This window comes from Candidatus Limnocylindrales bacterium (assembly GCA_035626395.1).
GTDB lineage: Bacteria > Desulfobacterota > Binatia > UBA1149 > CAITLU01 > DASPNH01.
On record DASPNR010000031.1, the window covers coordinates 66,748 to 88,538 of the forward strand.

Below are 21,791 nucleotides of genomic sequence, written 5' to 3' on the forward strand. Positions count from 1 at the left end.
ACCGCTCGAAAAGATGCGTGACGGCGCGCGGAAGGCGCAACGCGCCGGTGGCGGACAAGGGGCCGGCACCGAAGACGCGCTGCGAACCGAACTGCGCCCGGCTACGGTGTCGCAGCCGGGCGCAGCAAACGCGCTCTCGTAATGCGGGCGATCGATTTACCCGAAACGTCGGGGCGCAATCGCACGTTCCGCGCTCGCTGTCGCGGCCACGCGCTCTTGACCGCAAAGATACGGTTTCAGCAGAGGCGATAGCAAGAAGTAGTTTTCGTTGTCGGTTGTCCGTTCGCGATGACTGCGCTCCTCCGAAACGCGATCGCCCGCGACGGGGCTGCCGCCGCGGGCGATACGCGCATCCGGAGGAGCGAGTCCTCGGAATCAGTACGGGTAGTAGTACCCCGGCGGCGGATAGTAGTACCGGCGAACGGGCGCAGGGTAGTAGTAGCGCGGACCGTAGGAGTAGTAGCCGGGTCCGTAGTAGTAGCGCGGATAGCTGTACGAGTGCGCCAGCGCCGCGCCTCCCAGGATCGCGCCGGTGATACCGAGCGCGATCGCCGCGCCGTGGTGACCATGATGGTGATGACCACCCCAGTGGCCGCCCCAGCGATGTCCGCCGCGCCACCCGGCATCCGCTGCCGTTGCCGACAGCGAGACCGTCATCGCGACCGCCGCCAAAATCATCCCAAGCTTTTTCATCTCTCTTCCTCGTCGAGGCCTGATCGTCCCGCTACGGAATCAGGTCCCTGCCTCAACGACGACGTTGGGGACCCGACATTCAAAAAGATAATGGAAACGGGCGAGTCACGCCACGGATCTTCGGCGGCCGGGGGCGTGTCTGGAATCGCGGCCGACGCTGTCGTACATGACCGTGCGGCTGCGGCAGCGCCGCACCCTGTGTTCATCGACCACCCACGAGGGAGGTGCCGTCATGCCAGCGTTCCTTTGGCCGTCGCTGATCTACGCCGTGCTGCTGGCGCTGCACGTGGTGGTGCCCGGACGCTGGGTCGACGGCTACGTCACCGATAAGACCACCGGCGCCCGCCTGCGCTACCGGCTCAACGGCCTGCGCGTGCTCGCCATTGCCATTGCCTTGTGGGCTGCGGCCTGCGCCTCGGGACTGCTGGCGTGGGACGCCTTCTACGTCCATCGCTGGGAGATGGCGGCCGGCGCCTGCGCGCTCGGCCTCGTCTTCACTCTCGCCATCGTGCTGCCGGCGCCGCCGGTGCCCGGCAGGAGCCTGCTGGAGGAACTCTACCTCGGACGCTGGGAGAATCCGCAGGCCTTCGGCGGGATGCTCGACGCCAAGATGGTGCTCTACCTGATCGGCGCGGTGATGCTCGAGCTGAACATCCTCTCCTTCACTGCGCATCACGTGATGCTGCATCCCGACGACCCGTCACCGGGCGTGTTCCTGTACGCGGCGATGTTCAGCTTCTTCGTCGTCGAGTACCTGAACTTCGAAGAGGTCCATCTCTACACTTACGACTTCATGGCCGAGCGCGTCGGCTTCAAGCTGGGGTGGGGATGCCTCGTGTTCTACCCGTTCTTCTACTGCGTGGGCCTGTGGGCAGTGGCCGAGCTTCCCGACCCTGACACGTCGGCACCGGCGCTGGTGCTGTGCGCGATGATGTTCTTCGGCGGCTGGGTGCTCTCGCGCGGCGCCAACCTGCAGAAGTTCCAGTTCAAGCGCGATCCCCACGCCAAGGCCTTCGGCATCCTGGACCCGCGCCCGCTCAGCGCGCAGGGCCGTCACGTCCTTACCGGCGGCTTCTGGGGCCTGTCGCGCCACATCAACTACCTGGGCGAGATCCTGATGGCGTGCGGCCTCACGCTCAGCCTCGGCTATCCCGCCGTGCTGGCACCGTGGCTGTACCCGCTCTACTACGTCGCGCTGCTCTTCCCGCGGCAGGCCGACGACGACCGGCGCTGCGCCGAGCGCTACGGCGAGCTCTGGCAGGAATACTGCCGGCGCGTGCCGTGGCGCATCATTCCGTTCGTGTACTGAGCGCCGGGTCTTCCTCGCCGGCGGTTGCGGCGATGACGCTGCCTGGTGCATCGCTCTGCCAGCCGCCGCCGAGCGCCTTGTAGAGCGCGACCAGATTGGTTGTCACGGTTGCGCGGCTTACCGCCAACGATTCCTCCAGGCCGAGGCGCGCACGCTGCGCTTCGAGCACCGACTGGAAATCGATCACGCCATTCTCGTACTGCGTGCGCGCCAGCCGCTCCGCCTCGCGCGCCGCGCCCACGGCGTGTGCGAGGCGATCGCGACGCACCTGCTCGCGCGCGAACGCCACCAGGGCGTTCTCTCCTTCCTCGTACGCTGCCAGCACCGCCGCCTCGTAGTCGGACAGCGCCTGGTCGGCTCGTGCGGAGCGCGCCGCGATCTCCGCGCGGATGCGGCCGGCATCGAAGAGGTTCCAGCGAACGCTCGGGCCGATGCCGTAGCCGCGAGCGGCCTCGTCGTCGAGGCCGCTTACGCTCGTTGCCGACAGCTCGAGCGATCCGTTCAGCGTCAGCTTCGGATACAGATCGGCCGTGGCCACGCCGATGGCGGCGGTCGCGGCCGCGAGGCGGCGTTCGGCGGCCGCCACATCGGGTCGGCGGCGCAGCAGATCGGCCGGAACACCGACGGCGATGCGCGCGGGAGCAGCCGGAAGCGGCTGCTCCGTGCTCAGCCCCGCATCGAGCGAGCCCGCCGGCAGCGCCAGCAGCACGGCCAGACGATGGCGCGCCTGGGCCATCTCGCTCTCCAGCGTCGGAATGCGCGCTCGCGTTTCGGAGAGCTGGTACGTCGCCTGCTGCACGTCGAGATCGCCCACCAGGCCCGCCTCGAAACGCCACCGCGTCATCTGCAGCGTCTGCGCCTGGCTCTCGGCGTTGTCGATGGCGATGGCGATGCGCTCCTGCAGCGAGCGCAGCTCGACGTAGTTGCGCGCCACCTCGGCCGTGACGCTGACGAGCGCGCTCCGCAGGTCGGCACGCGCGGCTTCCAGCGTGCCCTGCCTCTGCTCGATGTCGCGGCGCACGCCGCCGAACAGGTCGATCTCCCAGCCCGCATCGAAGCCGGCCGAGAACAGATCGAAGCTGCCGCCGGAGCCGCCGCTTCCGCCGCTCCCGCTCGCGGAGCTGCTCGCACGCTTCTGCCGCTGATAGGCGGTGCTGAGGTCGGCCGTGGGAAACAGCGAAGCGATGGCGCCCGTACGGCGCGCACGCGCTTCGCGCACGGCGGCCATCGCGCGCGAAACGTCGGTATTGCCTGCCAGCGCACGCGCTATGAGATCGTCGAGGACCGGGTCGCCGAGCAGGCGCCACCACTGCGCAAGCTCCTGTGCCCCTGCCTCCAGGCCGCCCTGCAGCGGCGCGTTCCACTCGCGCAGCGACGGCACCGGCGGCGGGCGGTAGTCGGGACCGACGGTGATGCAGCCGCCGGCCAGCACGGCGCAGAGAATGCCGAGCGTCGGCAGCGGCAGGCGCCCTCTACTCATGTCGCAGCGCCTCGATGGGATCGAGGCGCGCCGCGCGCCGCGCCGGGAAGAACCCGAAGATCACGCCGATGGCGCCCGAAAAGACGAACGCGATCGCGACGATGCCGAGGTCGAGGATGAACGGGATCTCCATCCCGCGGGTGATGGCGATGGCCGCCAGGATCGCCAGGGTGATGCCGATCAGGCCGCCGATCAGCGACAGCACGACCGCCTCGACGAGGAACTGCAGCAGCACCTCCCCTTCGAGCGCGCCCACGGCCAGGCGAGTTCCGATCTCGCGCGTCCGCTCGGTGACCGACACCAGCATGATGTTCATGATGCCGATGCCGCCCACCAGCAGGCTGACGGCGGCCACCGCTCCGAGCAGCGTCGTCAGCACGCGCGTCGTGCCGGTGAGCGTGGCGGTGATCTCCTTCATGTCGAAGACGGTGAAGTCGTCCTCTTCCCCCGTGGACAGATGGCGCCGCTCGCGCATGAGCAGGCGAATGTCGCGCGCGGCCTTCTCCGTCGACGTGCTCTCGTCCACCGATACCAGCATCGACGATACGTCCTGATTGCCGGTCAGGCGGCGCTGGAGCGTGTGCAGCGGCATGATGACGGTGTCGTCCTGGTCGGTCCCCATTCCGGACTGGCCCTTGGCCACGAGCAGGCCGATGACCTGGCACGTCACCTTGCCGGCGCGGATCAGCTCGCCGACCGGATCGACGCCGCCGAACAACTCCTCCCGCACCGTCTGCCCGATGACGCAGACCGCCTTACCCGAGCGCAACTCCGCGTCGTTGAACACGCGCCCCGACACCAGCGGCCAGGCACGCGCCACGAAGTAGTCGTTGTTGGTGCCGACGATCGTCGTGTTGCGATTGGCATTGCCATACACCACCACCGCGGCGCTCGAGGACGTCGGCGCGACCGCCCGCAGCGAGCCGACCTGCTCGGCCAGCACCTCCACGTCGCGCTCGGTGAAGGGCCTGGACGTGGAGGATCCGCGCCCGGGGCCGCGTCCCTGACCCGGCGACACGTAGAGGATGTTGCTGCCCAGGCTGGAGATGTCGGCGCTGATCTTGGCCGTGGCGCCGCCGCCCACCGTCACCATCGTGATGACCGCGGCCACGCCGATCACGATCCCGAGCACGGTCAGGAACGAGCGCAGCGCATTGCGGCGGATCTGCCGCAGCGCCAGCAGCAGAGTGTCCCGCCACATCAGCGGTTCTCCCGGTCGGACGATACCAGCCCGTCGCTGAAGTGCACGATGCGGCGCGCGTAGCGTGCCATGTCCTGCTCGTGCGTGACCATGACGATGGTGATTCCGGCGTCGCGGTTGAAGCGCTGCAGCAGCTCCATGATCTCGATGCTGCGCGCCGAGTCGAGATTGCCCGTCGGCTCGTCCGCCAGCAGCAGCGAAGGCCTGGTGACGATCGCCCGTGCGATGGCCACGCGCTGCTGCTGTCCTCCCGAAAGCTCCGCGGGCGTATGCGTCTCCCATCCGCGCAGGCCCACCTCCTCGATGGCCGCGAGTGCGGCGGCGCGCCGCTCGCGCGGCCGCGTGCCGCGATACATGAGCGGCAGCTCCACGTTTTCGACGGCTGTGGTCCGCGGCAGCAGGTTGAAGCCCTGGAAGACGAAGCCGAGCCAGAAGCGTCGCAGCAGCGCCCGCTGGCGCCGCGACAGCGTGGTGACCTCCACGTCCCGAAAGCGATAGCTGCCGCCGCTCGGCGTATCCAGGCAACCGACGATGTTCATGCACGTGGACTTGCCCGAGCCGCTCGGCCCCATCACCGCCACGAACTCCCCGCGGTCGATGTCGAGGTCGATGCCGCGCAGCGCATGCATTGCGGCCTGCCCGCTGCCGTAGATCTTGCGTACGCCGCGAAGCCGGATCAGCGGCGCATTGCCGTTGAAGCCTGCCGTGCTCACTGCGTGTTCGGTGGAGTGGCGTCCACGATCAGATCCTCGCCCTCGCGCAGCTCGCCTTCGACCACTTCGGTCATGCGTCCGTCGGTCAGTCCGGTGGTGATGGTGACGGCGACGGGCTCGCCATCCTCGAGGCGATAGACCGTTCGCGTGCGTCCCTTGGGCTCCTCGCTGCGCTGCGGCCCGCCGCGCCGGCGGCTGAACGGAACGATCTTCTGCAACAGGCTGCGGTCGTCCTCGCGCGTCCTGGGCGGAACGAAGCGGAGCGCGGCGTTGGGGGCGAGCGTCGCCTGCTCGAGCGTGGCCACGACGATCTCGGCGGTGGCGGTCATGCCCGGACGCAGCGCCAGGTCCTCGTTGCGCACCTCGAGCACGGCCTTGTAGCTGACCACGTTGTTGACGGTCTCGGATGCATAGCGAAGCTGCGTGATGCGCGCCGGGAAGCGCCGATCCGGATACGCGTCGACCGTGAACGTGGCGTCCTGTCCTTCGCGCACCTGCCCGACGTCAGCCTCGTCGACGTCCACCTCGAGCTCCATCTGCTCGAGGCTTTCGGCCAGCGTGAACAGCTTGGGCGCCTGAAACGAGGCGGCGATCGTCTGGCCCGGCTCGACCTCGCGGCTGAGCACCACGCCGTCGATGGGCGAGCGGATCTCGGCCTTGGCCAGGTTGGTGCGGTCGAAGTCGACCTTGGCCTGCGCAAGCTCGATCTGCGCCTGCGCGTTGGCGACCGCCGCGCGGCCGCGTGCAACGGCGGCTTCGGCATTGTCCATCTCCTGCCTGGACGGAACGCGTCCGCCGCTGGCCTTTCGCACCGCAACCAGACGCGACAGCGCGGCTTCGGCCTCGGCAAGCGTGGCCTTCTTTTCCTGCAGGCCCGCCTTGGCCACGTCGAGCTCCGCCTGCGACTGCAGCGCCTCGGCCTGCAGCTTGGAGAGATCCAGCCGCGCCAGCACCTGGCCTTTCGTGATGCGATCGTTATAGTCGACGTGGACGGTGTCGATGACGCCCGAAAGCTCGCTGCCGATCTCGACCTGATTGGTGGGCTGCAGCGCACCGGTGGCGCTGACGGTGACGACCAGCGGCCCGCGCGCAACCGCCTCGGTGCGATACTGCACGCGCTGCGAATCATCGTCGGGGCCCATCGCCCACCACAGCATGGCAGCAATGGCGGCCGCGCCGCCGATCAGCGCGAGACGCCGCCGGCGCGCCGCGACCAGCGCGTCCTCCGCCGCCAGCAGTTCCTCGACGTCGCTGCCGCGCGGCTGTTCCTGCGGGGAAGCCATTTCGTCGATTCAATCGCAGCCGTACGGAAACAGAAAGCCGCTTCCTCCCGCTATGGCAGACGTGGAGGTGCTGCCTGCATCCGAGGCCGCATCGCCATCGGCAGGAAGAAACGTGAAGAGCCGCGCTGTCTGGATTCGCGGCAGCCGCCGTAGTACTTGCCGGCATGGCAAGCTCGATGCGCGCTGTCGCCGCTGCGGTGCTGCTGCTCCTGGCGGGCTGCGGCGAACAGCCGCCTCTGGTCCAGAGACCGGCCGGAGACGCAGCCTCTCTGGTCATCCGCAACGTGCGCGTGTTCGATGCGCCGCGCGCGCGCCTGGCCGATGGCACCGCCGACGTTCTGATCCGCGACGGCAGGATCGCGGCGGTCGGTGTCTGCGGGCTCGATTGCGGCGGCGTCCCCGAGCTGGCCGGCAATGGCGGCACATTGCTTCCCGGCTTCGTGGACACGCACACGCACACCGGCTCCTCCTCGAATCCGCCCGGGGCCACCGGCTCGCTTCCCGATCTCGACCAGACGCTTGCGGCATTTCTCTATGCCGGCGTGACGACGGTGCTGGACCTCGGCAATCTTTCCCCGGCCGTGTTCGAGCTGCGCGCGGAGATCGCGGATGGGCAAAGGCTCGGTCCGCGTGTGTTCGCCGCCGGCCCGGTCTTCACCGCCCATGGCGGGCATCCGGCCGAGGTGCTGCGCGAGTGGCTGCCCTGGTATCTGAAGTGGTACGTGCTGCCGCGTGCCACGCGCGAAATCGCGACGCCTCAGGACGCGCGCGAGGCGGTGGCCGAGCTGGTCGAGCATCGGCCCGACATGCTCAAGATCACCGTCGACGCAGGCGCGCGCGGCGACGTCCCGAATCTGACGGCCGAGGCCCTGGCCGCGATCATCGCTGCCGGGCATGACGCCGGCATCCGCTCCATCGTCCACATCGGCGATTCCGCCGAAACGCTGATGGCGGTGCGCGCCGGCGCCGATGCGCTGGCGCATTCGCCGTGGCGCGACGAGCTGACCGAAGAGGCGGTGGCCGCACTGGCCGAGAAGCCGACGCCCGTGGTCGCGACCATCGCCGGATGGGACCTCGGCGGTCGGCCGCGACAGACGCTGGAGGATTTCCTCCCCATCGAGCGCGAGGTGGCACCGCCCGAGCTCGTCGATCGCCTGCTGAAGACGCCGCCGGCGCAGGACGAGATGACGCGGTCCTTCATGCAGGCCGCATCGGCGTCGTGGGATGCGCGCCGGCGCAACGTCGGAAAGCTGATGGCGGCGGGGGTTCCGGTGCTGGCGGGCAGCGACGCGGCCAACCCCGGCAACATCGCCGGTGCCGGTCTGCACCTCGAGCTCATCAAGCTGGTCGAGGCGGGCCTGCTTCCGGGACAGGCGCTGCGCGCCGCAACCTACGACGGGGCTCGATTCCTGGCCCGCCGCGATGCCGACTTCGGCGAAATTGCCATCGGCAAGCGCGCCGACCTCGTCCTGATCGATGGCGATCCCACCGCGCGCATCGAGGACACCGCCAGGATCGCACACGTGATTCTGGGCGGAGTGCCGCTGACGCGCACGCCGCACCGCTGACGCCCGCGCCGCGCGCCGGCGCCACGCTGGGACGCGCGATGCCGTGCGACGCAGGCGCGAGGCCTGCAGCTACGGTTTGGCCACGCCGATGACCGCGCATGCGACGCGACCGCCGGCATCGCCGGTGGGCTGCGTCTTCAGGTCGTCGGCCTTGGCGTGCACGATCAGCCCGCGTCCGAGAATGCTGTTGACGCCCTCGAACGTGGCGCGCTTGTCGGTGTGATCGATGGTCGCCGTGCCGTCCTCGCCGGCTTCGACGTTGCCGAGGTCGCCGGTGTGACGGGCGGCATCGGTGGGCGCCGCGTGCGGCTCGCCGGTCGGATTGAAGTGGCCGCCGGCCGACGTCGCATCGGGCGCCGAGCAGTCGCCGAACTCGTGCACGTGAAAGCCGTGCTTGCCCGGGGTCAGGCCGCTGATGGTGCCGCTGACCTTCACGCCGTCTCCGGCCTTGGTGAAGGTGATGGTGCCGCTGACCTTGCTGCCTTCGGTGGCGCGCAGCACCGCCACGGCTTTGGTCGGCGCGGCCGCGGCGGCATGCGCGCCGTGCGCCGCCGCCGTCCCGGCTGCCGGCGCAGCCGTTCCCTGTGCGTGCGCAGTACCGAGAAACAAGGCGCCGAAAGCCGCAAGAGTCACAGAAGCCGTAGATCGCATTCGGTTACCTCCGGGACGAGCGTTGCGCGGAAGTATCCCCTAAATCCGTTCCACCGCCAGCGCCGTCGCCTCTCCGCCTCCGATGCACAGCGCCGCCACGCCGCGGTGCAGCCCGCGCCTTTCTAGCGCCGACAGCAGCGTCGAGACGATGCGGGCGCCCGACGCACCGATGGGATGGCCGAGCGCACATGCGCCGCCGTTCACGTTGACGCGCGAGTGCGGCAGGCCCAGCTCCTTCATCGCCGCCATCGTCACCACGGCAAACGCTTCGTTGATCTCGAAGAGATCGACGTCCTCGGCGCTCCAGCCAGCCCTGGCCAGCACCTTCTGGATCGCGCCGACCGGCGCCGTCGTGAACCATGCCGGGGCCTGCGCGTGGAACGCATGGCCACGGATGACGGCGGCCACGCCGCGGCCGCGTCGTTGCGCCTCGCTCTGTCGCATCAGCACCAGCGCCGCGGCTCCGTCGGAGATCGAGCTCGAGTTGGCGGCCGTCACCGTGCCATCCTTGGCAAAAGCGGGCCTGAGCATCGGGATCTTCTCGGGCGCCGCCTTGGCCGGCTGCTCATCGATGCGGACGATCTGCTCGCCGCTGCGCGTGGCCACGGAGACCGGCACGATCTCGGCGGTGAAATCGCCGTCGCCGGCGCGTCGCGCGCGCATCAGCGACTCGACTGCGAACGCGTCCTGCTGCTCGCGCGTGAAGCCGAAGTGGCGCGCCGTCTCCTCGGCGAAGCTGCCCATGAGACGGCCCTGCTCGTAGGCGTCCTCGAGGCCGTCGAAAAACATGTGGTCCTTGACCGCGCTGTGGCCCATGCGAGCGCCGGCGCGCGCCTTGGGCAGCAGGTAGGGCGCGTTGCTCATGCTCTCCATGCCGCCAGCGACGATGATGCCGCGGCTGCCTGCCGCGATGGCATCGTGGGCGAGGATCGTGGCCTGCATGCCCGAGCCGCACATCTTGTTGACGGTCGTGCATCCGGCGCTGTGCGCGATGCCCGCGCCCAGCGCGGCCTGCCGCGCTGGCGCCTGTCCGAGGCCCGCGGGCAGCACGCATCCCATCATCACTTCCTCGACATCATCGCCGGCAACGCCGGCGCGCTCGATGGCGGCGGCGATGGCGACCGAGCCGAGCCTGGTGGCGGAAACGCTGGAAAGGTCGCCCAGAAAGCCGCCCATCGGCGTGCGGGCATGACCGGTGATGACGACAGGATCGCTCATGAAGATTTCTCGCCTTCAGGGAACCAGCAGGACCTTGCCGAGGTTCTTGCGGTCCTGAATGTAGTGATGCGCTGCCGCGGCCTGCGCAAACGGGAACGTGCGATCGACGTGCGGCCGCACGACTCCCTGCCTCCACAGCTCCAGAAGATGGTCGCCCCACTTTCTGAGACGATCGACCTCGCCCCACATGTGTCCGAGGTTGACGCCGAAGACGCCCTTGTTCGCGTTGAGCAGCGCGGGCGGATTGAACTGCAGCCACGGCATGCTCGCCACCGTCTTGAGCGCTCCGAGGATGCTGCGCTCCTTGCCCGTGGCGGCCGCCGACATGCCGAACATGCCGAGACGCCCCGTGGGCGCGAGCAACCGGTAGCCTTTCTTGAAAGAATCGCCGCCGACCGCATCGAGAATCAGCTCGACGCCGCGGCCGCCGGTGATCTGCCGCGCGCGCTGCTCGAAGTCTTCGGTGCGGTAGTCGATGAGATGATCGACACCGAGCTGTCGCAGCTGCTCGTGCTTGGAATGCGACGCGGTGCCGATGACGGTGGCGCCGATGTGCTTGGCAAGCTGCGTGGCGGCGATCCCGACGCCACCGCCGGCCGAGTGCACCAGCATGGTCTCGCCGGCGCGCAGGCCGCCCATGACGATGACGAGCTGGTAGGCGGTGAAGTAGTTGACCGGAATGGCCGCGCCCTCCTCGGCGCTCATGCCTTCGGGCCGGGCGAAGACCTGGCTGACCGGGACGCAGACGACGTCCGAGTAGCCGCCGAAGCGCGTCATGGCCAGAACCTCGCGTCCGACCCACGCCTCATCGACGCCTGCACCGACCGCGTCGACGCGGCCGCCGACTTCATAGCCGACCACCACGGGCATGGCCGGAAGATCCGGATACAGACCGAGGCGTCCCATGATGTCGGCGAAGTTGACGCCGCTGGCCTCGACGCGAACCCGCATCTGCCCGGCCTGCGGCTGCGGATCGGGCGCCTCGCGCACCTCCAGGACTTCGGGCGGACCGGCCCTGGGTATCCAGACCTGACGCATGCGGCAGTAGTAGTCGCGGAACGAGGGCAGATACAATTTCGCGGCGGCGCCGCCGGCAGATAGCATCGGACGATGGCTCTGCGGGCGACAGCCGGCGACGGCGCGTTCGACGCCCTCCTGGTGCTTTCCTTCGGCGGCCCCGAAGGACCCGAGGAGGTGATGCCGTTCCTCGAGAACGTCACGCGCGGGCGCGGCGTACCACGCGAGCGTCTGGAGCAGGTGGCCCGGCAGTACATGCTCTTCGGCGGCGTCAGCCCGATCAATGACGAATGCCGCAAGCTCATCTCGGTCCTGGAAGCGGAGCTGCAAGCCGCCGGCCTGCGGCTGCCGGTGTACTGGGGCAACAGGAACTGGACGCCGCTGCTCGCGGATACGGTCGCGCAGATGGCGCACGACGGCGTGACGCGCGCGCTGGCGATCGCCACCTCTGCCTACAGCTCGTACTCGGCGTGCCGGCAGTATCTCGACGACATCGATCGCGCACGCGCCGCCGTCGGCGCCGCGGCCCCGGTCATCGAGAAGATTCCGCCGTACTGGAACCACCCGGGCTTCATCGAGACGATGGCCGCCAGCGTGCGCGCCGCGCTCGAGGCTCTCGGCGACGTTCCGCGGGAGCGCACGCGACTGGTCTTCACCGCGCACTCGATCCCGGCATCGATGGCTGCCACCTGCGATTACGTCGAGGAACTGCGCGAAGCCTCACGGCTGGTCGCCGAGCGCGCTGCGCCGGCTCTGGGGTGGGATCTGGTCTATCAAAGCCGCAGTGGTGCGCCGGGCCAGGCCTGGCTCGAGCCGGACGTGCGCGATCATCTCGTCACGCTGCCTCCGCAAGGCGTGGCCGGCGTGGTGCTGGTGCCGATCGGCTTCGTCGCCGATCACATGGAGGTGAAATTCGACCTGGACGTGGAGGCAGCGCAGGTGGCGGTGCGATGCGGCCTGGCAGTTTCTCGTGCGGCTTGCGTCGGCGCTGCGCCCCGCTTCGTCGCCGGCCTGGTCGACATCGTTCGTGCGCGGCTCGAGGGACGCGCGCCACGAGTCCTGGGCGCGCGCGGCGCGAGGCCGTGGCCGTGCAAGCCCGGCTGCTGCGCGTACACGCCAGGGCGCCCGTAGCCGGCGGCTCAGGCGGCGGGTCGGCACCTGAAAGGCGCGACGTACCGGGTGCGCGAAAGAAGCGCCGCGCAGGCGAAAAAAAGGACGCCGGCATTGCCGGCGTCCTCTCTCCTCTCCATGCCGCCTGGCACGGCGGGCGCCGCAAGGCGCCCATCGCACCATCAGCTCGCTCATCGTTCACTGGAGAAGGGGCAGCTCCAGCGTTCCGCCGTCCGGCAGGGTCGTCGGCACCGGCAACGTCGTCGCTGTCGGCAGCGTCGTCGTGGTAACCGCCGGAAGCGTGGTCGTCGGAATGGGCAGCGTGGTCGTGGTCGGCGGCAGCGTCGTCGTCGGGAACGCACCCTCGACGGCCGGCGTGCACAGACGCACCGACTTCTTGAACTCGATCGACCGCGTCCCGAACTGGTCGCTCACGACCTTGGGCGCGATGTCCTGGTTCGGGCACGAGACCTTGTAGCAGATGCGGCCGCCGCTCTGGTCGTCACCGCCCAGCTCGAGCGGCGATCCATCTTCCAGATTGGTCACGGTCTTCTGCACCGGTACGCAGTACGTCTTGCCTTTCGGCTTGATCTCGCAGTTCTGCAGACCGAAGTCGTCCGACTGCGCCTGCAGGTTCGCTTCCGCACGTTTGAACATCTTGGTGTCCTTGATGCGGTAGCACTTGAGGTGGTCGGAAGGTGCTTCCTGCGCCGCAGCCATCGCCGGGGCCATCAGGATCACCGCGCCGAGAACGGCGCCACAGATTGGTGTCAGTATCTTGAGTTCGGTGATGGGCTTCATTTGGTGCTCCTCCGCTCGCCAGTCGTGCTGGCCGTGTTTCGACCAAGTCTGAGCAACGCATTCGGCGGCTGTCCAGCCTTTCGCCGGCGATTGTCGGCATTGCTTCCGCGATCAGGGTGCTTGCATTCGTGCCATCCCCTCGCCGCGGCAACGCAACCTACTCATAAGCGGTGCATCACGCGCAGCGTGCGCCGTCTTCTCCCTTCGACGCCGAAACGAACGTTGCCCCTCCGCCGGCCGCGGAAAAGTCGTAGTCATGGGGGAGCGACGCACCTGCCGAGGCGCATGCGGTTGCTGCGCAGGCGCTCATCGTGCGGCGCAACGCGGGTGCCGGTGCAGTTGCGACGTGCTTCGCTGGCGGAGGCCCATCCTCGGCCGGGACACCGTTCCTGGATCAATCCTGATTCGTGAGACATCAGGATTGAGACGTGAGGCTTCGGCAAGCATGATGGTGGTCGTTCGGCCGAGGAGCACACACGAGGTGATCACAGCGGCACAGGTGCGAGCCGCCCGCGCCATGCTCGGCATCGACCAGCGCACGCTGGCGTCGCTTGCGGGCGTGTCGCTTCCGACCATCCAGCGCATGGAGCGCAATGCCGGGAACGTGCGCGGCGTCGTCGAGACGCTGACCAAGGTCGTGGAGGCGTTCGATCGCGCAGGGATCGAGTTCATCACCGACGAAGCAGCGAGCGTCAGCGGCGGTCGCGGCGTGCGCTTCAAGATGCCGCACAAACGGTGACGGCCCTGGAGGCGGCGATCCGGCTGGCGCCTGTCGCGCGCATCCTCAATACGTCGCGCATGCGCTGCACGAAGCTCTGCGGCGTGATCGAGACGGCAGGTGCGCAGACCGCCGCGCGGAGACGGAAGCCGGCCTGCGCGTTCCGTCGGCTGTCGGGATCGCTGACCTAGCCTCACCTGGCGAAGCGGCGCTCGCCGCCTTGGTCCGCCGACAATCTTCGTGCTAATTCCGAAGCTGCTCGCAAGCGGGCTGCGAGCATCTTCCATGACAACCGCCGGCAAGCTTACCACCCGACACCGCCGCCGTGCGCGCCCACGCGTTCTCATCTGCACGCCCGAGATCACCGAGCTTCCCGAAGGCATGGGCAACGCCGCGCTCTACATCCGCGCCAAGGGCGGCGGCCTCGGCGACATCTCGGCAGGCCTGATCCAGCACTTCCACGAGGACGCGCGCTTCGACCTGCACGTGGTCCTGCCGCGCTACGACGCGAAGATCCGCGACGTCGCGCGCGTCACCTACCGCGAGATCGACGCCCTTGGCCGTACGCTCGGTCGCCGCGGGGTGCATCTGGTCACCGACAGTGCCTTCTCGTCGTTGTCCGACGTCTACGGCGAGTCCGATGCGCACCCGCGCATCCACCGCGCCGAGGCATTCCAGCGCTACATCATCAATGAGCTGCTCGGGCGCCTGCAGCCCGACGTCGTCCACTGCAACGACTGGATGACGGGCCTGGTGCCGGCGGCCGCCAAGGCCTTCGGCTTCAAGAGCCTGTTCACGCTGCACAACGTGTTCACCGAGTACGAGACTCCGCGGGACATCGACCGCAGCGGCATCGACGTGCGTCGCTTCCACGAGTTCCTGTACTTTCGCGACTTTCCGACCGACACCGAGGCCAACTGGACCTCCAACGGCGTCGACTTCACGGCCACCGCGATCCACGCCTGCGACATCGTCAATACCGTCAGCCCGACGTTTCTCGAAGAGATCGTTGCCGGAGAGTTCGAAGGCATCATCCCTCCGTCCGTGCGCCACGCCATGCGCGAGAAGCACCGCGCCGGACGTGCGCTCGGTATCCTGAACGCGCCCAACGACTCCGACGACCCTCGCATCAATCCGCACATCCAGCCCTACGACATCGATGACGTGATGGCGGGAAAGCGGGCGAACAAGGAGAACCTGCAAAAGGAGGTGGGGCTGCGGCCCGATCCGGAGGCGCCGCTGTTCTTCTGGCCGAGCCGCCTGTACGCGCAGAAGGGGCCCGAGCTGCTGTCGGCGATCGCGGCCGACTGCGTGCGCCGCTTCGGCCTGCAGATCGTGCTGGTGGCCAACGGCGACCGCGTGCACGAGATGGCGTTCCGCAAGCTGTCCGCCGTCACCGACAACAACATCGTGCTGAAGTCGTTTCGCGAGGACCTGAGCACGCGAGCCCTGGCCGCATCGGACTTCGTGCTGATGCCGTCGCTGTACGAGCCGTGCGGGCTGCCGCAGATGATGGGCCCTCGCTTCGGCACGCTTGCGGTGGCGCGATCGACAGGCGGCCTCAAGGACACCGTGGTGCAGCTCGATCCGACGCGCGCCACCGGCAACGGATTCCTCTTCCACCCGCACACACCAGCAGCGCTGGCGGGAGCCATCGGCGAAGCCGTCAAGTTCCATCGCGAGCCCGAGGAAACACGGCGGCGCACCATCCAGCGCATCATGCGAGAAAGCCTGCAGAAGTTTTCGCTGGCCGTAACGGCGAAGGCCTATATCGAAGTGTACGAGCGTCTGATCGCCGGCCGATAGCAGGGAGCGGAGCGATGACGGGGAGAACAGTGATGGCGATGAACATCATCCGGCGTGGACACGTGGGGATGTTTTGCGCGCCGGCGATCCTGGCCGCTGTCGTGGCGGCAGGCACCGGAAGCGCGCAGGATCTGCCCGCAGCGGCCGTGGCCGAGGCTCAGAGCATCTGGGAGGTTCGCTGCAGCACCTGCCACGGCGCCGGCGGCAAGGGGGACGGGCCGCTCGGCGCGTCGCTGACGCCTAAGCCGCGCGATCTGAGCTCGCCGGACTGGCAGAAGTCCGCGACCGACGAGCACATCGAAAAGATCATCGCGGCCGGCGGTCCTGCCGTCGGGATGAGCGTGCTGATGCCGGGCAACCCCGACCTGGCGGGAAAGCCCGATGTCATCAAAGCGTTGCGCGCCAAGGTCCGGTCGCTGGCAGCGCCGTAGTCGTCAGAATGTCGCGCGCCGGCTACGGGTTCTCGCAGAGAATCGTCTTTTCGAACACCGTCAGATGCGGAACGTTCTGCGGCGACTCGCCGACGTCGGCGAGCACGTCCAGCACCGTGTGCACCTGCGGGCGGTACACGACCAGCGCCTGGCTGGCGCATCCGTAGTCGAACGACTTCTGGAAGCGGTCTGCCATCGTCTCGACGAGCGGCTCGGCGACGATGCCGCCCTCGGATGGCGCCCAGGCGCCAAAGTCGTTGTCGGTGTAGGTGGCCGAATCCACCGAGACCGTCTGGCCACCGTCGCCGTCGAACACCTCGACGTCCACCGACACGTCGGGGTCACCGACCTCGGCCGCCTCGGGCACGTCGGCGAGCGAGACGGCAACGCCCGTGCGCACGATCGCCAGCTGCGAGAAATGCGAGAGCGTCGCGCCGGCAGTCATCCGCTCCTGATCGATCTCGACGAAGAGCTGCTGGACCGGCAGCAGCTCGGTTTCGTTGCCGTCGACGCCGACGAGCAGAGGCAGCAGCGCCGTGGCCTGCGTCGGACTGACGACCGGATTCCCTCGCACGACCACGTCGAGCTCGACCGGCGAGTTGAAGATCAGGCTGTCCGGTCCCAGCGCGTACGCGCTTTCGGCAACCTCGCGCACCGACTCGGGCACCTCCGACAGCGCGACCTCCTCGATGGTCAGCTCCTGCGGCGCCGCCAGCGCGCCGGGAGGAATGTTGAGGAAGACCTTGTGATCGGCCGATTCGAGCAGGCCGCCGCCGGGACCGATGGTCTCGGTGACGAGGCATGCCAGGCAGTCCAGCTCGTCCACCGTGCCGACGGCGAAGCGCAGCGTGCGCAGGGCGTCGGAGGCATTGGTGCCGCCGCTGCTGTCGACGTCACAGACGCAGCTCAGGCACTCGAGGCTGCCCACCGCCGCGCGCAGGACGCCGAGGGCGTCGGAGGCGACCGGCTTGGTGAAGTTGGTGACGGGCTGGCCGCAGTCGCCGTTGGCGGCGCGCGCCGCACCGGGCGGCACGAGCGCGGTCAGCCAGGCCGCGGCCAGCATCGAACGGAGCATCGTGGATGGCAGCATGCTCTAGCGGCTAGCACGGCTGGCGCGGACCCAGCAATGGGGGTTTCGCAGTGGCCGCGGGTCGCGCAGCCGACCCACCGTCGAGCGCCTCAGTCGACGCCGTCGCGGCGAACAACCAGCTTCACCGACGGCTCGAGCCATGCCTGCGCCGCCTCGGCCCAACCGACCACGCGCGTGGTGATGTCGGGAATGCGCAGGCAGCCGCGCTCGAGCAGGTCGAGCACCGCCGGCAGCGCCGCGCGCGACTGGACGCGGCTGTTCTCGAACGTGACGCCGCGCGAGTACATAGCCGTCACCGGCAGCGCCACGTCGCCCGCGGGAAAAGGGCCCTGGTTCGTGCAGATGCCGCCGGGCGCTGTCGATGCCAGCGCCAGCTTGAGCGCATCGACGTCGATTGTGGCGTTGGACGTGATCTCGTAGGGGCCGTGACGACCTTCGTACGGCGCACGGATCGCGCCGGCGCCGAGCCGTTCGGCGATCGCCAGCGCCGGGCCGTCCGGAGCCAGGTAGTCGACGCGGCCGGCACCGAGCGCCAGCGCGATGTCGACGGCATACAGGCCGACGGCGCCATGACCGGTCCCGACCACGAGCACGCTGGCGCCAGGACGCTCGGCCAGATACGGCGCCACCGTTCGCCAGCCGTCGGCGATGTTGTCGCCGGCGCCGCAGGCAATGGTGGGCGCCACACCCGCGGGTGCGGGAAGCAGCATCGCATCGGCGAAGGGCACCAGGAGCAGGTCCGCCAGCGCGCCGCCCCAGTCCTTCTCGGTCAGCGGCATCCCGTACGAAGAGCGGAACGGCACCGATTGGCAGCACGCGGTCAGGCCGCGCCGGCATGGGCCGCAGGCGCCGCAGCTGATCTGGAACGGCACCGCCACGCGATCGCCCGGCCGTACCGAAGCGACCGCGTCGCCCACCTCGACCACTTCGGCGATGCATTCGTGCCCGAGCGCGAAGGGACGGCCCGGCTGCACCAGGCCCATGGCGAAGGGCAGGTCGACGTCGCAGCGTGCGACCGCCAGCGGCCGCACCAGCGCCTGCGCGTCATCTTCGATGCGAGGCGCGGGCACCTCGCGCCATTCCACGTTTCCGGGACTCGTACAGAGGAGTGCTTGCATGCGCGGCAGCGTAGGCGAGCGGGCGGCGGCGCGTAAAACGACTCTTTCTCAAGCCGGGTTGCGCGCCGTGCAATCGAGCGGCTCGGCCATGGCGTCGCGAAGCCAGCGAGCCAGCGCGCGCACGGCAGGGCGCTCCAGGTCGGAGCGGCGGCAGACGAAATGGTAGGTGGCATCGCTCAGCGCTTCGTGCGGGAACGGCTTGACCAGGCGACCTTCGGCGAGCTGGCGATGGACGAGCACGTGCGTCGACAGCGCCACGCCCTGGGCCGCGGCCGCCGCGTCCAGCACCAGCTGCGCGTTGTCGAAGGCGCGCTCCTGCCGCGGCCGCAGATCGGGCACGCCGGCTTCGGCCAGCCACTGGCTCCAGGCGTCGGGCACGTGCAGTTCGTGCAGCAGGCGCTGCGATGCAAGATCGCGCGGCTCGTGCAGCGCAGCGGCGATCTCGGGCGCGCACACGGGAAAGAAGCGCAGCTCGAGCAGCGGCTCGCTGTGCAGGCCCGCCCACGGCCCGGCACCGAAGCGGATGGCGGCATCGACGTCGTCGCGCTCGAAGTCGGCGTAGTCGGTGGTTGCGCGCATCTCGATCGCGATGCGCGGATGCTCGCTTTCGAACCGGTGCAGGCGCGGCAGCAGCCAGTTGCCCGCAAAGCTCGGCAGCACGCTCAGCCGCAGCCGTCCCTCGGGCTCCTCGCCCACCAGGCGCTCGGTGGCCCGCACGATACGCGAGAGCGCCGTCTGCACCTCGCGAAGATAGACCGCTCCTTCGTCGGTCAGGCGCACGCCGCGATGCAGGCGGTGGAAGAGCGGCACGCCCAGGTCATCTTCGAGGGCCTGGATCTGGCGGCTGATCGCCGAGGGCGTTACGTGCAGCGCCGACGCCGCCGCCTGGAAGCTTCCCAGGCGCCCGGCGGCTTCGAACGCTTCCAGCGCCCCGAGGCGCGGCATCACCGGCTTCTTCAACTGCGCTACCCTTCGTCGTGCTCAGGCGTTGTCGCCGAAGCGCGTCTGCCATTCGAGCTGGATGCGATCGATGACCGCGGGATACACGACCGCGCGGCGGAACGGGTCGATGGTGCGCATGTAGACGCTCGTCCAGGGGCTGATCGGCTTGACGTAGATCGCCCAGTACAGACGGTAGCCGCTCATCGTCGGGCGCAGCGCCAGGCACGAGAACGCGTGCACGGTGGCATTGCGGATCTCGCTCAGCGCTTCATAGGGCAGCACATAGACGATCTTGAAGATGCTGTCGTCGGTGCCCGGCGGGATCAGCGAGGCTGCGCGCTCCTCGTCGCTGAGCCTGTGGCTGTAGTATTCGCCGGCCCACGTCTCGTTCTCGCGGTCCCACCACAGCATCCAGCCGATGCTGCGCCGAATGAAGAACAGCAGGCGCACCGCGAAATTGGCGGTGGTCGCGGTCTGCGCGGTAAAGCACGTGCGGGCGTCCAGGATGGTGCGGCCGGCACCGCCGCCGTGCAGCTCGGCCAGCCACACGTCGTGCAGCTCGACGTCGGAGAGGAAGGAGTGGACCTTCAGATCGAGCTGGCGGTATTCGGACGGATCGGCCTGCATGCGAACCTTGTTTGCTCCGTCACTGCCCCAGACGCGGGCGGAGCGCGCGGAACGGGCCATCGACTGCGTTGCGCTCCTTGTCCCTCGCTCCGGCGGGCCTCCAGCCCGCCTGCGCTCGTTCCTCGTCGCGCGCCTTGCCGCTGACCCGTTGCGCGCGCTCCGTTCCTCTTGTTTGCTCCGTCACTGCCCCAGACGCGGGCGGAGCGCGCGGGACGGGCCATCGGCTGCGTTGCCCGCGCTCCGTTCCTTGCTCCTGTTGTCCGCTACGGTCGTGGATGCGTCAAAGGGGCCGACCGGGGCGCGGGGCGGTGAGCTCGCGCAGCCATAGCGCTAGCAGGAGAAGCGTGCCCAGGGACCAGCTGGCCACCATGGCGGGCAGATAGAAGGGGCGGTAGCGGACGGTGACGGGGCCGCTGCGGCGAAACTGGACGGCCAGCCGCTTGCGGCCCTGCAGCACCGTGGCGGCTCCGCTCTCGACGACCCAGCCGCCGAGCGCGTTGAGGTTGACCTCCGCGATCGCCGGCGACGCGCCCTCGTAGTGCAGCGTGACGCGTCCAGGCGTGACCGTCTCCAGCGTGGCTTTGCCGCGTCCCGAGCGCAGCTCCAGCTCGCCGACGTAGACCGGCTGCTCCTTGAACCGGATCGCGCGCTGGCTCTGCACCGGCTCGTAGCAGTACCGCGAGCCGAGGCCTTTGCCGTAGTGCGCCGGCTTCTCGGCCATCTCGATGGTGTGATGCCAGTCCTCGACCGTGATCAACGGCGCAGTCGCATCGGCGCGAATCGTCGGGCTTCCCCACGAATAGGCGGCAAGCCACGTCAGCGTCGAGACCGTCAGCGTTTCCGCCGCCAGGAACACGGCAACCGCCAGGAACGCCGCGCGCGCCGGCCGCAGCCGCTCGAGCGATGCCGTCAGCACGACGATCCACGCGATGTGGAAGAGCACGAACAGGCGGCTGGGAACGTGCGCGTTGCGCAGCAGCGGGAGGTTCTGCAGCAGACTCCAGGGGCTCAGCGGCGTCAGCCAGTTCGTAGCGGCCCAGAAGAACAGCACGGCCACGAGCAGCCATCCCAGCATCGACCGTCGCAGTTCGCGCTGCCGCAACCCCCAGGCAACGCATGCCGCGGCGACGACTCCGAGGTACATGCCGTACTCGTGAAAGCGGTACTCCAGGCCGATTCCGTGATGGCGGCTCTGGCGCGGCCAGAAAAGGATGCGCGGCAGCTCCCAGAAAAGCGCGACGCTCTCGACCTTGCGCGCGCTCGTGTCGTGCATCGCTTCGATGGGATAGGCCTTGGAAGCGATCAGCGCGGCCGCCGCCACGAGCAGCGCCAGCGAGAACAGCGGCGCGCGCCACGCCGCCGCCAGCGCCTGACGCCACGGCACCATGCCGGCCAGCGTCAGCGCCAGAGCCAGATACAGCGAGTAGACGAAGGCGTAGATCGCGCCCTCCAGCATGAAGAACGAGAGCAGCGTGGCCAGCGCCAGCTGCATGCGGCGCTCGCTCAGCCGCAGCAGCGTCAGGCACACCAGCGGAAGCAGCGCGATGGCGGCAAAACGGATGTGGCCTTCGCTCCAGTGGAGCGAGAACCACGTGCTGGCGATGAAGAGCCAGCCGCCCAGCAGCGAAAGCGGACGGCTTCGGCCCAGGTGCCGCAGCAGCAGCGTCATCGAGGCCCAGCCGCCGGCGGCGAACAGCCACAGAGTAAGGAGGTTGGCGTTGTGCGGCGTCAGCGCCAGGTCCAGCAGCATGAGCGGCGAGAGCAGACGCGACTGCGGATTGGCGGCCAGGTCGACGCCGCCGCAGACCCACGGGTCGTGCAGCGGGAGCGTCCGGTAATGCAGCACGGCCGAGCGCACCACCCACGACAGCGAATCGAAGTAGTGCCAGTCGTAGCCCGCGCTCCAGCGCCAGAACGCCAGCGGCACTGCCAGCGCCAGCGACGATCCGCAAAGATAGGTGACGGCCTGCAGCAGTCGCGAGGATGGCCGAAACGGCAAAGGCATCGACATGTGC

The 21,791-nt window shown here is 68.9% G+C and carries 21 protein-coding genes; 7 read left to right on the forward strand and 14 right to left on the reverse strand.

The annotated features are described in order from the left end of the window. Positions 1-375: 375 nt before the first annotated feature. Complete coding sequence (locus VEC57_11805) at positions 376-693, reverse strand: hypothetical protein (GenBank protein HYB99804.1); 318 nt, start codon at positions 691-693, stop codon at positions 376-378. Between the two features lie 232 nt (positions 694-925). On the opposite strand from VEC57_11805, the gene VEC57_11810 reads away from it, so the two are divergent. Beyond that, positions 926-2,002 (forward strand): DUF1295 domain-containing protein, encoded by a 1,077-nt coding sequence (locus tag VEC57_11810; GenBank protein HYB99805.1) that lies wholly within the window; start codon positions 926-928, stop codon positions 2,000-2,002. Here the strand turns inward: VEC57_11810 and VEC57_11815 are convergent. Genes VEC57_11815 through VEC57_11830 form a run of 4 tightly spaced genes read right to left on the reverse strand, consistent with a single transcriptional unit; the run spans position 1,983 to position 6,679 of the window. Continuing rightward, positions 1,983-3,482 (reverse strand): efflux transporter outer membrane subunit, encoded by a 1,500-nt coding sequence (locus VEC57_11815; GenBank protein HYB99806.1) that lies wholly within the window; start codon positions 3,480-3,482, stop codon positions 1,983-1,985. The genes VEC57_11810 and VEC57_11815 overlap by 20 nt on opposite strands. After that, on the reverse strand, positions 3,475-4,683 hold the full coding sequence (locus VEC57_11820) for an ABC transporter permease (GenBank protein ID HYB99807.1): 1,209 nt from the start codon (positions 4,681-4,683) through the stop codon (positions 3,475-3,477). The genes VEC57_11815 and VEC57_11820 overlap by 8 nt, the downstream gene beginning before the upstream one ends. Beyond that, positions 4,683-5,396, reverse strand: a complete 714-nt coding sequence (locus tag VEC57_11825; protein ID HYB99808.1) for an ABC transporter ATP-binding protein — start codon at positions 5,394-5,396, stop codon at positions 4,683-4,685. The genes VEC57_11820 and VEC57_11825 overlap by 1 nt, the downstream gene beginning before the upstream one ends. Continuing rightward, complete coding sequence (locus tag VEC57_11830) at positions 5,393-6,679, reverse strand: efflux RND transporter periplasmic adaptor subunit (GenBank protein ID HYB99809.1); 1,287 nt, start codon at positions 6,677-6,679, stop codon at positions 5,393-5,395. The genes VEC57_11825 and VEC57_11830 overlap by 4 nt, the downstream gene beginning before the upstream one ends. Before the next feature lie 176 nt (positions 6,680-6,855). On the opposite strand from VEC57_11830, the gene VEC57_11835 reads away from it, so the two are divergent. Beyond that, entirely contained in the window at positions 6,856-8,247 is a 1,392-nt protein-coding gene (locus VEC57_11835; protein ID HYB99810.1) for an amidohydrolase family protein, read from the forward strand. Between the two features lie 69 nt (positions 8,248-8,316). On the opposite strand, the gene VEC57_11840 is transcribed toward VEC57_11835, so the two are convergent. From VEC57_11840 to VEC57_11850, 3 genes are read right to left on the reverse strand one after another with little or no spacing between them, the layout of a single operon-like run. Beyond that, positions 8,317-8,880, reverse strand: a complete 564-nt coding sequence (locus VEC57_11840) for a superoxide dismutase family protein (GenBank protein HYB99811.1) — start codon at positions 8,878-8,880, stop codon at positions 8,317-8,319. Positions 8,881-8,937: 57 nt separating this feature from the next. Next, positions 8,938-10,116 carry an acetyl-CoA C-acyltransferase gene (locus tag VEC57_11845; protein HYB99812.1) on the reverse strand — a complete coding sequence of 393 codons (1,179 nt, stop codon included), beginning with the start codon at positions 10,114-10,116 and terminating at the stop codon, positions 8,938-8,940. A gap of 15 nt (positions 10,117-10,131) precedes the next feature. Beyond that, positions 10,132-11,220 carry a medium chain dehydrogenase/reductase family protein gene (locus VEC57_11850; GenBank protein ID HYB99813.1) on the reverse strand — a complete coding sequence of 363 codons (1,089 nt, stop codon included), beginning with the start codon at positions 11,218-11,220 and terminating at the stop codon, positions 10,132-10,134. Between the two features lie 6 nt (positions 11,221-11,226). On the opposite strand from VEC57_11850, the gene VEC57_11855 reads away from it, so the two are divergent. Continuing rightward, positions 11,227-12,264 (forward strand): ferrochelatase, encoded by a 1,038-nt coding sequence (locus VEC57_11855; GenBank protein ID HYB99814.1) that lies wholly within the window; start codon positions 11,227-11,229, stop codon positions 12,262-12,264. Positions 12,265-12,441: 177 nt separating this feature from the next. Here VEC57_11855 and VEC57_11860 read toward each other — a convergent pair whose 3' ends face one another. Beyond that, positions 12,442-13,044 (reverse strand): hypothetical protein, encoded by a 603-nt coding sequence (locus VEC57_11860; protein ID HYB99815.1) that lies wholly within the window; start codon positions 13,042-13,044, stop codon positions 12,442-12,444. 481 nt (positions 13,045-13,525) lie between these two features. Here VEC57_11860 and VEC57_11865 point away from each other — a divergent pair, with 481 nt between their 5' ends. The 4 genes from VEC57_11865 to VEC57_11880 all read left to right on the forward strand — a co-directional run bounded on the left by VEC57_11865 (position 13,526) and on the right by VEC57_11880 (position 15,999). Beyond that, entirely contained in the window at positions 13,526-13,783 is a 258-nt protein-coding gene (locus tag VEC57_11865) for a helix-turn-helix transcriptional regulator (GenBank protein HYB99816.1), read from the forward strand. After that, positions 13,780-13,953 (forward strand): hypothetical protein, encoded by a 174-nt coding sequence (locus VEC57_11870; GenBank protein HYB99817.1) that lies wholly within the window; start codon positions 13,780-13,782, stop codon positions 13,951-13,953. The genes VEC57_11865 and VEC57_11870 overlap by 4 nt, the downstream gene beginning before the upstream one ends. Positions 13,954-14,047: 94 nt before the next feature. Continuing rightward, positions 14,048-15,568, forward strand: coding sequence for a glycogen/starch synthase (locus tag VEC57_11875; GenBank protein ID HYB99818.1), 1,521 nt, complete (start codon positions 14,048-14,050; stop codon positions 15,566-15,568). A 14-nt stretch (positions 15,569-15,582) separates the two neighbouring features. Further along, positions 15,583-15,999 (forward strand): c-type cytochrome, encoded by a 417-nt coding sequence (locus tag VEC57_11880; GenBank protein ID HYB99819.1) that lies wholly within the window; start codon positions 15,583-15,585, stop codon positions 15,997-15,999. Positions 16,000-16,021: 22 nt separating this feature from the next. On the opposite strand, the gene VEC57_11885 is transcribed toward VEC57_11880, so the two are convergent. The 5 genes from VEC57_11885 to VEC57_11905 form a co-directional block, all read right to left on the reverse strand. Beyond that, positions 16,022-17,062 carry a hypothetical protein gene (locus VEC57_11885; GenBank protein HYB99820.1) on the reverse strand — a complete coding sequence of 347 codons (1,041 nt, stop codon included), beginning with the start codon at positions 17,060-17,062 and terminating at the stop codon, positions 16,022-16,024. A gap of 116 nt (positions 17,063-17,178) precedes the next feature. Next, on the reverse strand, positions 17,179-18,207 hold the full coding sequence (locus tag VEC57_11890; GenBank protein ID HYB99821.1) for an alcohol dehydrogenase catalytic domain-containing protein: 1,029 nt from the start codon (positions 18,205-18,207) through the stop codon (positions 17,179-17,181). A gap of 48 nt (positions 18,208-18,255) precedes the next feature. Then, positions 18,256-19,152, reverse strand: a complete 897-nt coding sequence (gene gcvA / locus VEC57_11895) for a transcriptional regulator GcvA (GenBank protein HYB99822.1) — start codon at positions 19,150-19,152, stop codon at positions 18,256-18,258. Positions 19,153-19,188: 36 nt separating this feature from the next. Continuing rightward, positions 19,189-19,836: a DUF2867 domain-containing protein gene (locus VEC57_11900; GenBank protein HYB99823.1), complete on the reverse strand. Its 648-nt coding sequence runs from the start codon at positions 19,834-19,836 to the stop codon at positions 19,189-19,191. Positions 19,837-20,056: 220 nt separating this feature from the next. Continuing rightward, positions 20,057-21,787 (reverse strand): hypothetical protein, encoded by a 1,731-nt coding sequence (locus VEC57_11905; GenBank protein ID HYB99824.1) that lies wholly within the window; start codon positions 21,785-21,787, stop codon positions 20,057-20,059. Positions 21,788-21,791: the final 4 nt, after the last annotated feature.

Coding starts and splice junctions, on each gene's coding strand:
- VEC57_11805 (HYB99804.1), bottom strand. CDS start 693: ATGAAAAAGCTTGGGATGATTTTGGCGGCGGTCGCGATGACGGTCTCG.
- VEC57_11810 (HYB99805.1), top strand. CDS start 926: ATGCCAGCGTTCCTTTGGCCGTCGCTGATCTACGCCGTGCTGCTGGCG.
- VEC57_11815 (HYB99806.1), bottom strand. CDS start 3,482: ATGAGTAGAGGGCGCCTGCCGCTGCCGACGCTCGGCATTCTCTGCGCC.
- VEC57_11820 (HYB99807.1), bottom strand. CDS start 4,683: ATGTGGCGGGACACTCTGCTGCTGGCGCTGCGGCAGATCCGCCGCAAT.
- VEC57_11830 (HYB99809.1), bottom strand. CDS start 6,679: ATGGCTTCCCCGCAGGAACAGCCGCGCGGCAGCGACGTCGAGGAACTG.
- VEC57_11835 (HYB99810.1), top strand. CDS start 6,856: ATGCGCGCTGTCGCCGCTGCGGTGCTGCTGCTCCTGGCGGGCTGCGGC.
- VEC57_11845 (HYB99812.1), bottom strand. CDS start 10,116: ATGAGCGATCCTGTCGTCATCACCGGTCATGCCCGCACGCCGATGGGC.
- VEC57_11850 (HYB99813.1), bottom strand. CDS start 11,220: ATGCTATCTGCCGGCGGCGCCGCCGCGAAATTGTATCTGCCCTCGTTC.
- VEC57_11855 (HYB99814.1), top strand. CDS start 11,227: ATGGCTCTGCGGGCGACAGCCGGCGACGGCGCGTTCGACGCCCTCCTG.
- VEC57_11860 (HYB99815.1), bottom strand. CDS start 13,044: ATGAAGCCCATCACCGAACTCAAGATACTGACACCAATCTGTGGCGCC.
- VEC57_11875 (HYB99818.1), top strand. CDS start 14,048: ATGACAACCGCCGGCAAGCTTACCACCCGACACCGCCGCCGTGCGCGC.
- VEC57_11880 (HYB99819.1), top strand. CDS start 15,583: ATGACGGGGAGAACAGTGATGGCGATGAACATCATCCGGCGTGGACAC.
- VEC57_11885 (HYB99820.1), bottom strand. CDS start 17,062: ATGCTGGCCGCGGCCTGGCTGACCGCGCTCGTGCCGCCCGGTGCGGCG.
- VEC57_11890 (HYB99821.1), bottom strand. CDS start 18,207: ATGCAAGCACTCCTCTGTACGAGTCCCGGAAACGTGGAATGGCGCGAG.
- gcvA (HYB99822.1), bottom strand. CDS start 19,152: ATGCCGCGCCTCGGGGCGCTGGAAGCGTTCGAAGCCGCCGGGCGCCTG.
- VEC57_11900 (HYB99823.1), bottom strand. CDS start 19,836: ATGGCCCGTTCCGCGCGCTCCGCCCGCGTCTGGGGCAGTGACGGAGCA.
- VEC57_11905 (HYB99824.1), bottom strand. CDS start 21,787: ATGTCGATGCCTTTGCCGTTTCGGCCATCCTCGCGACTGCTGCAGGCC.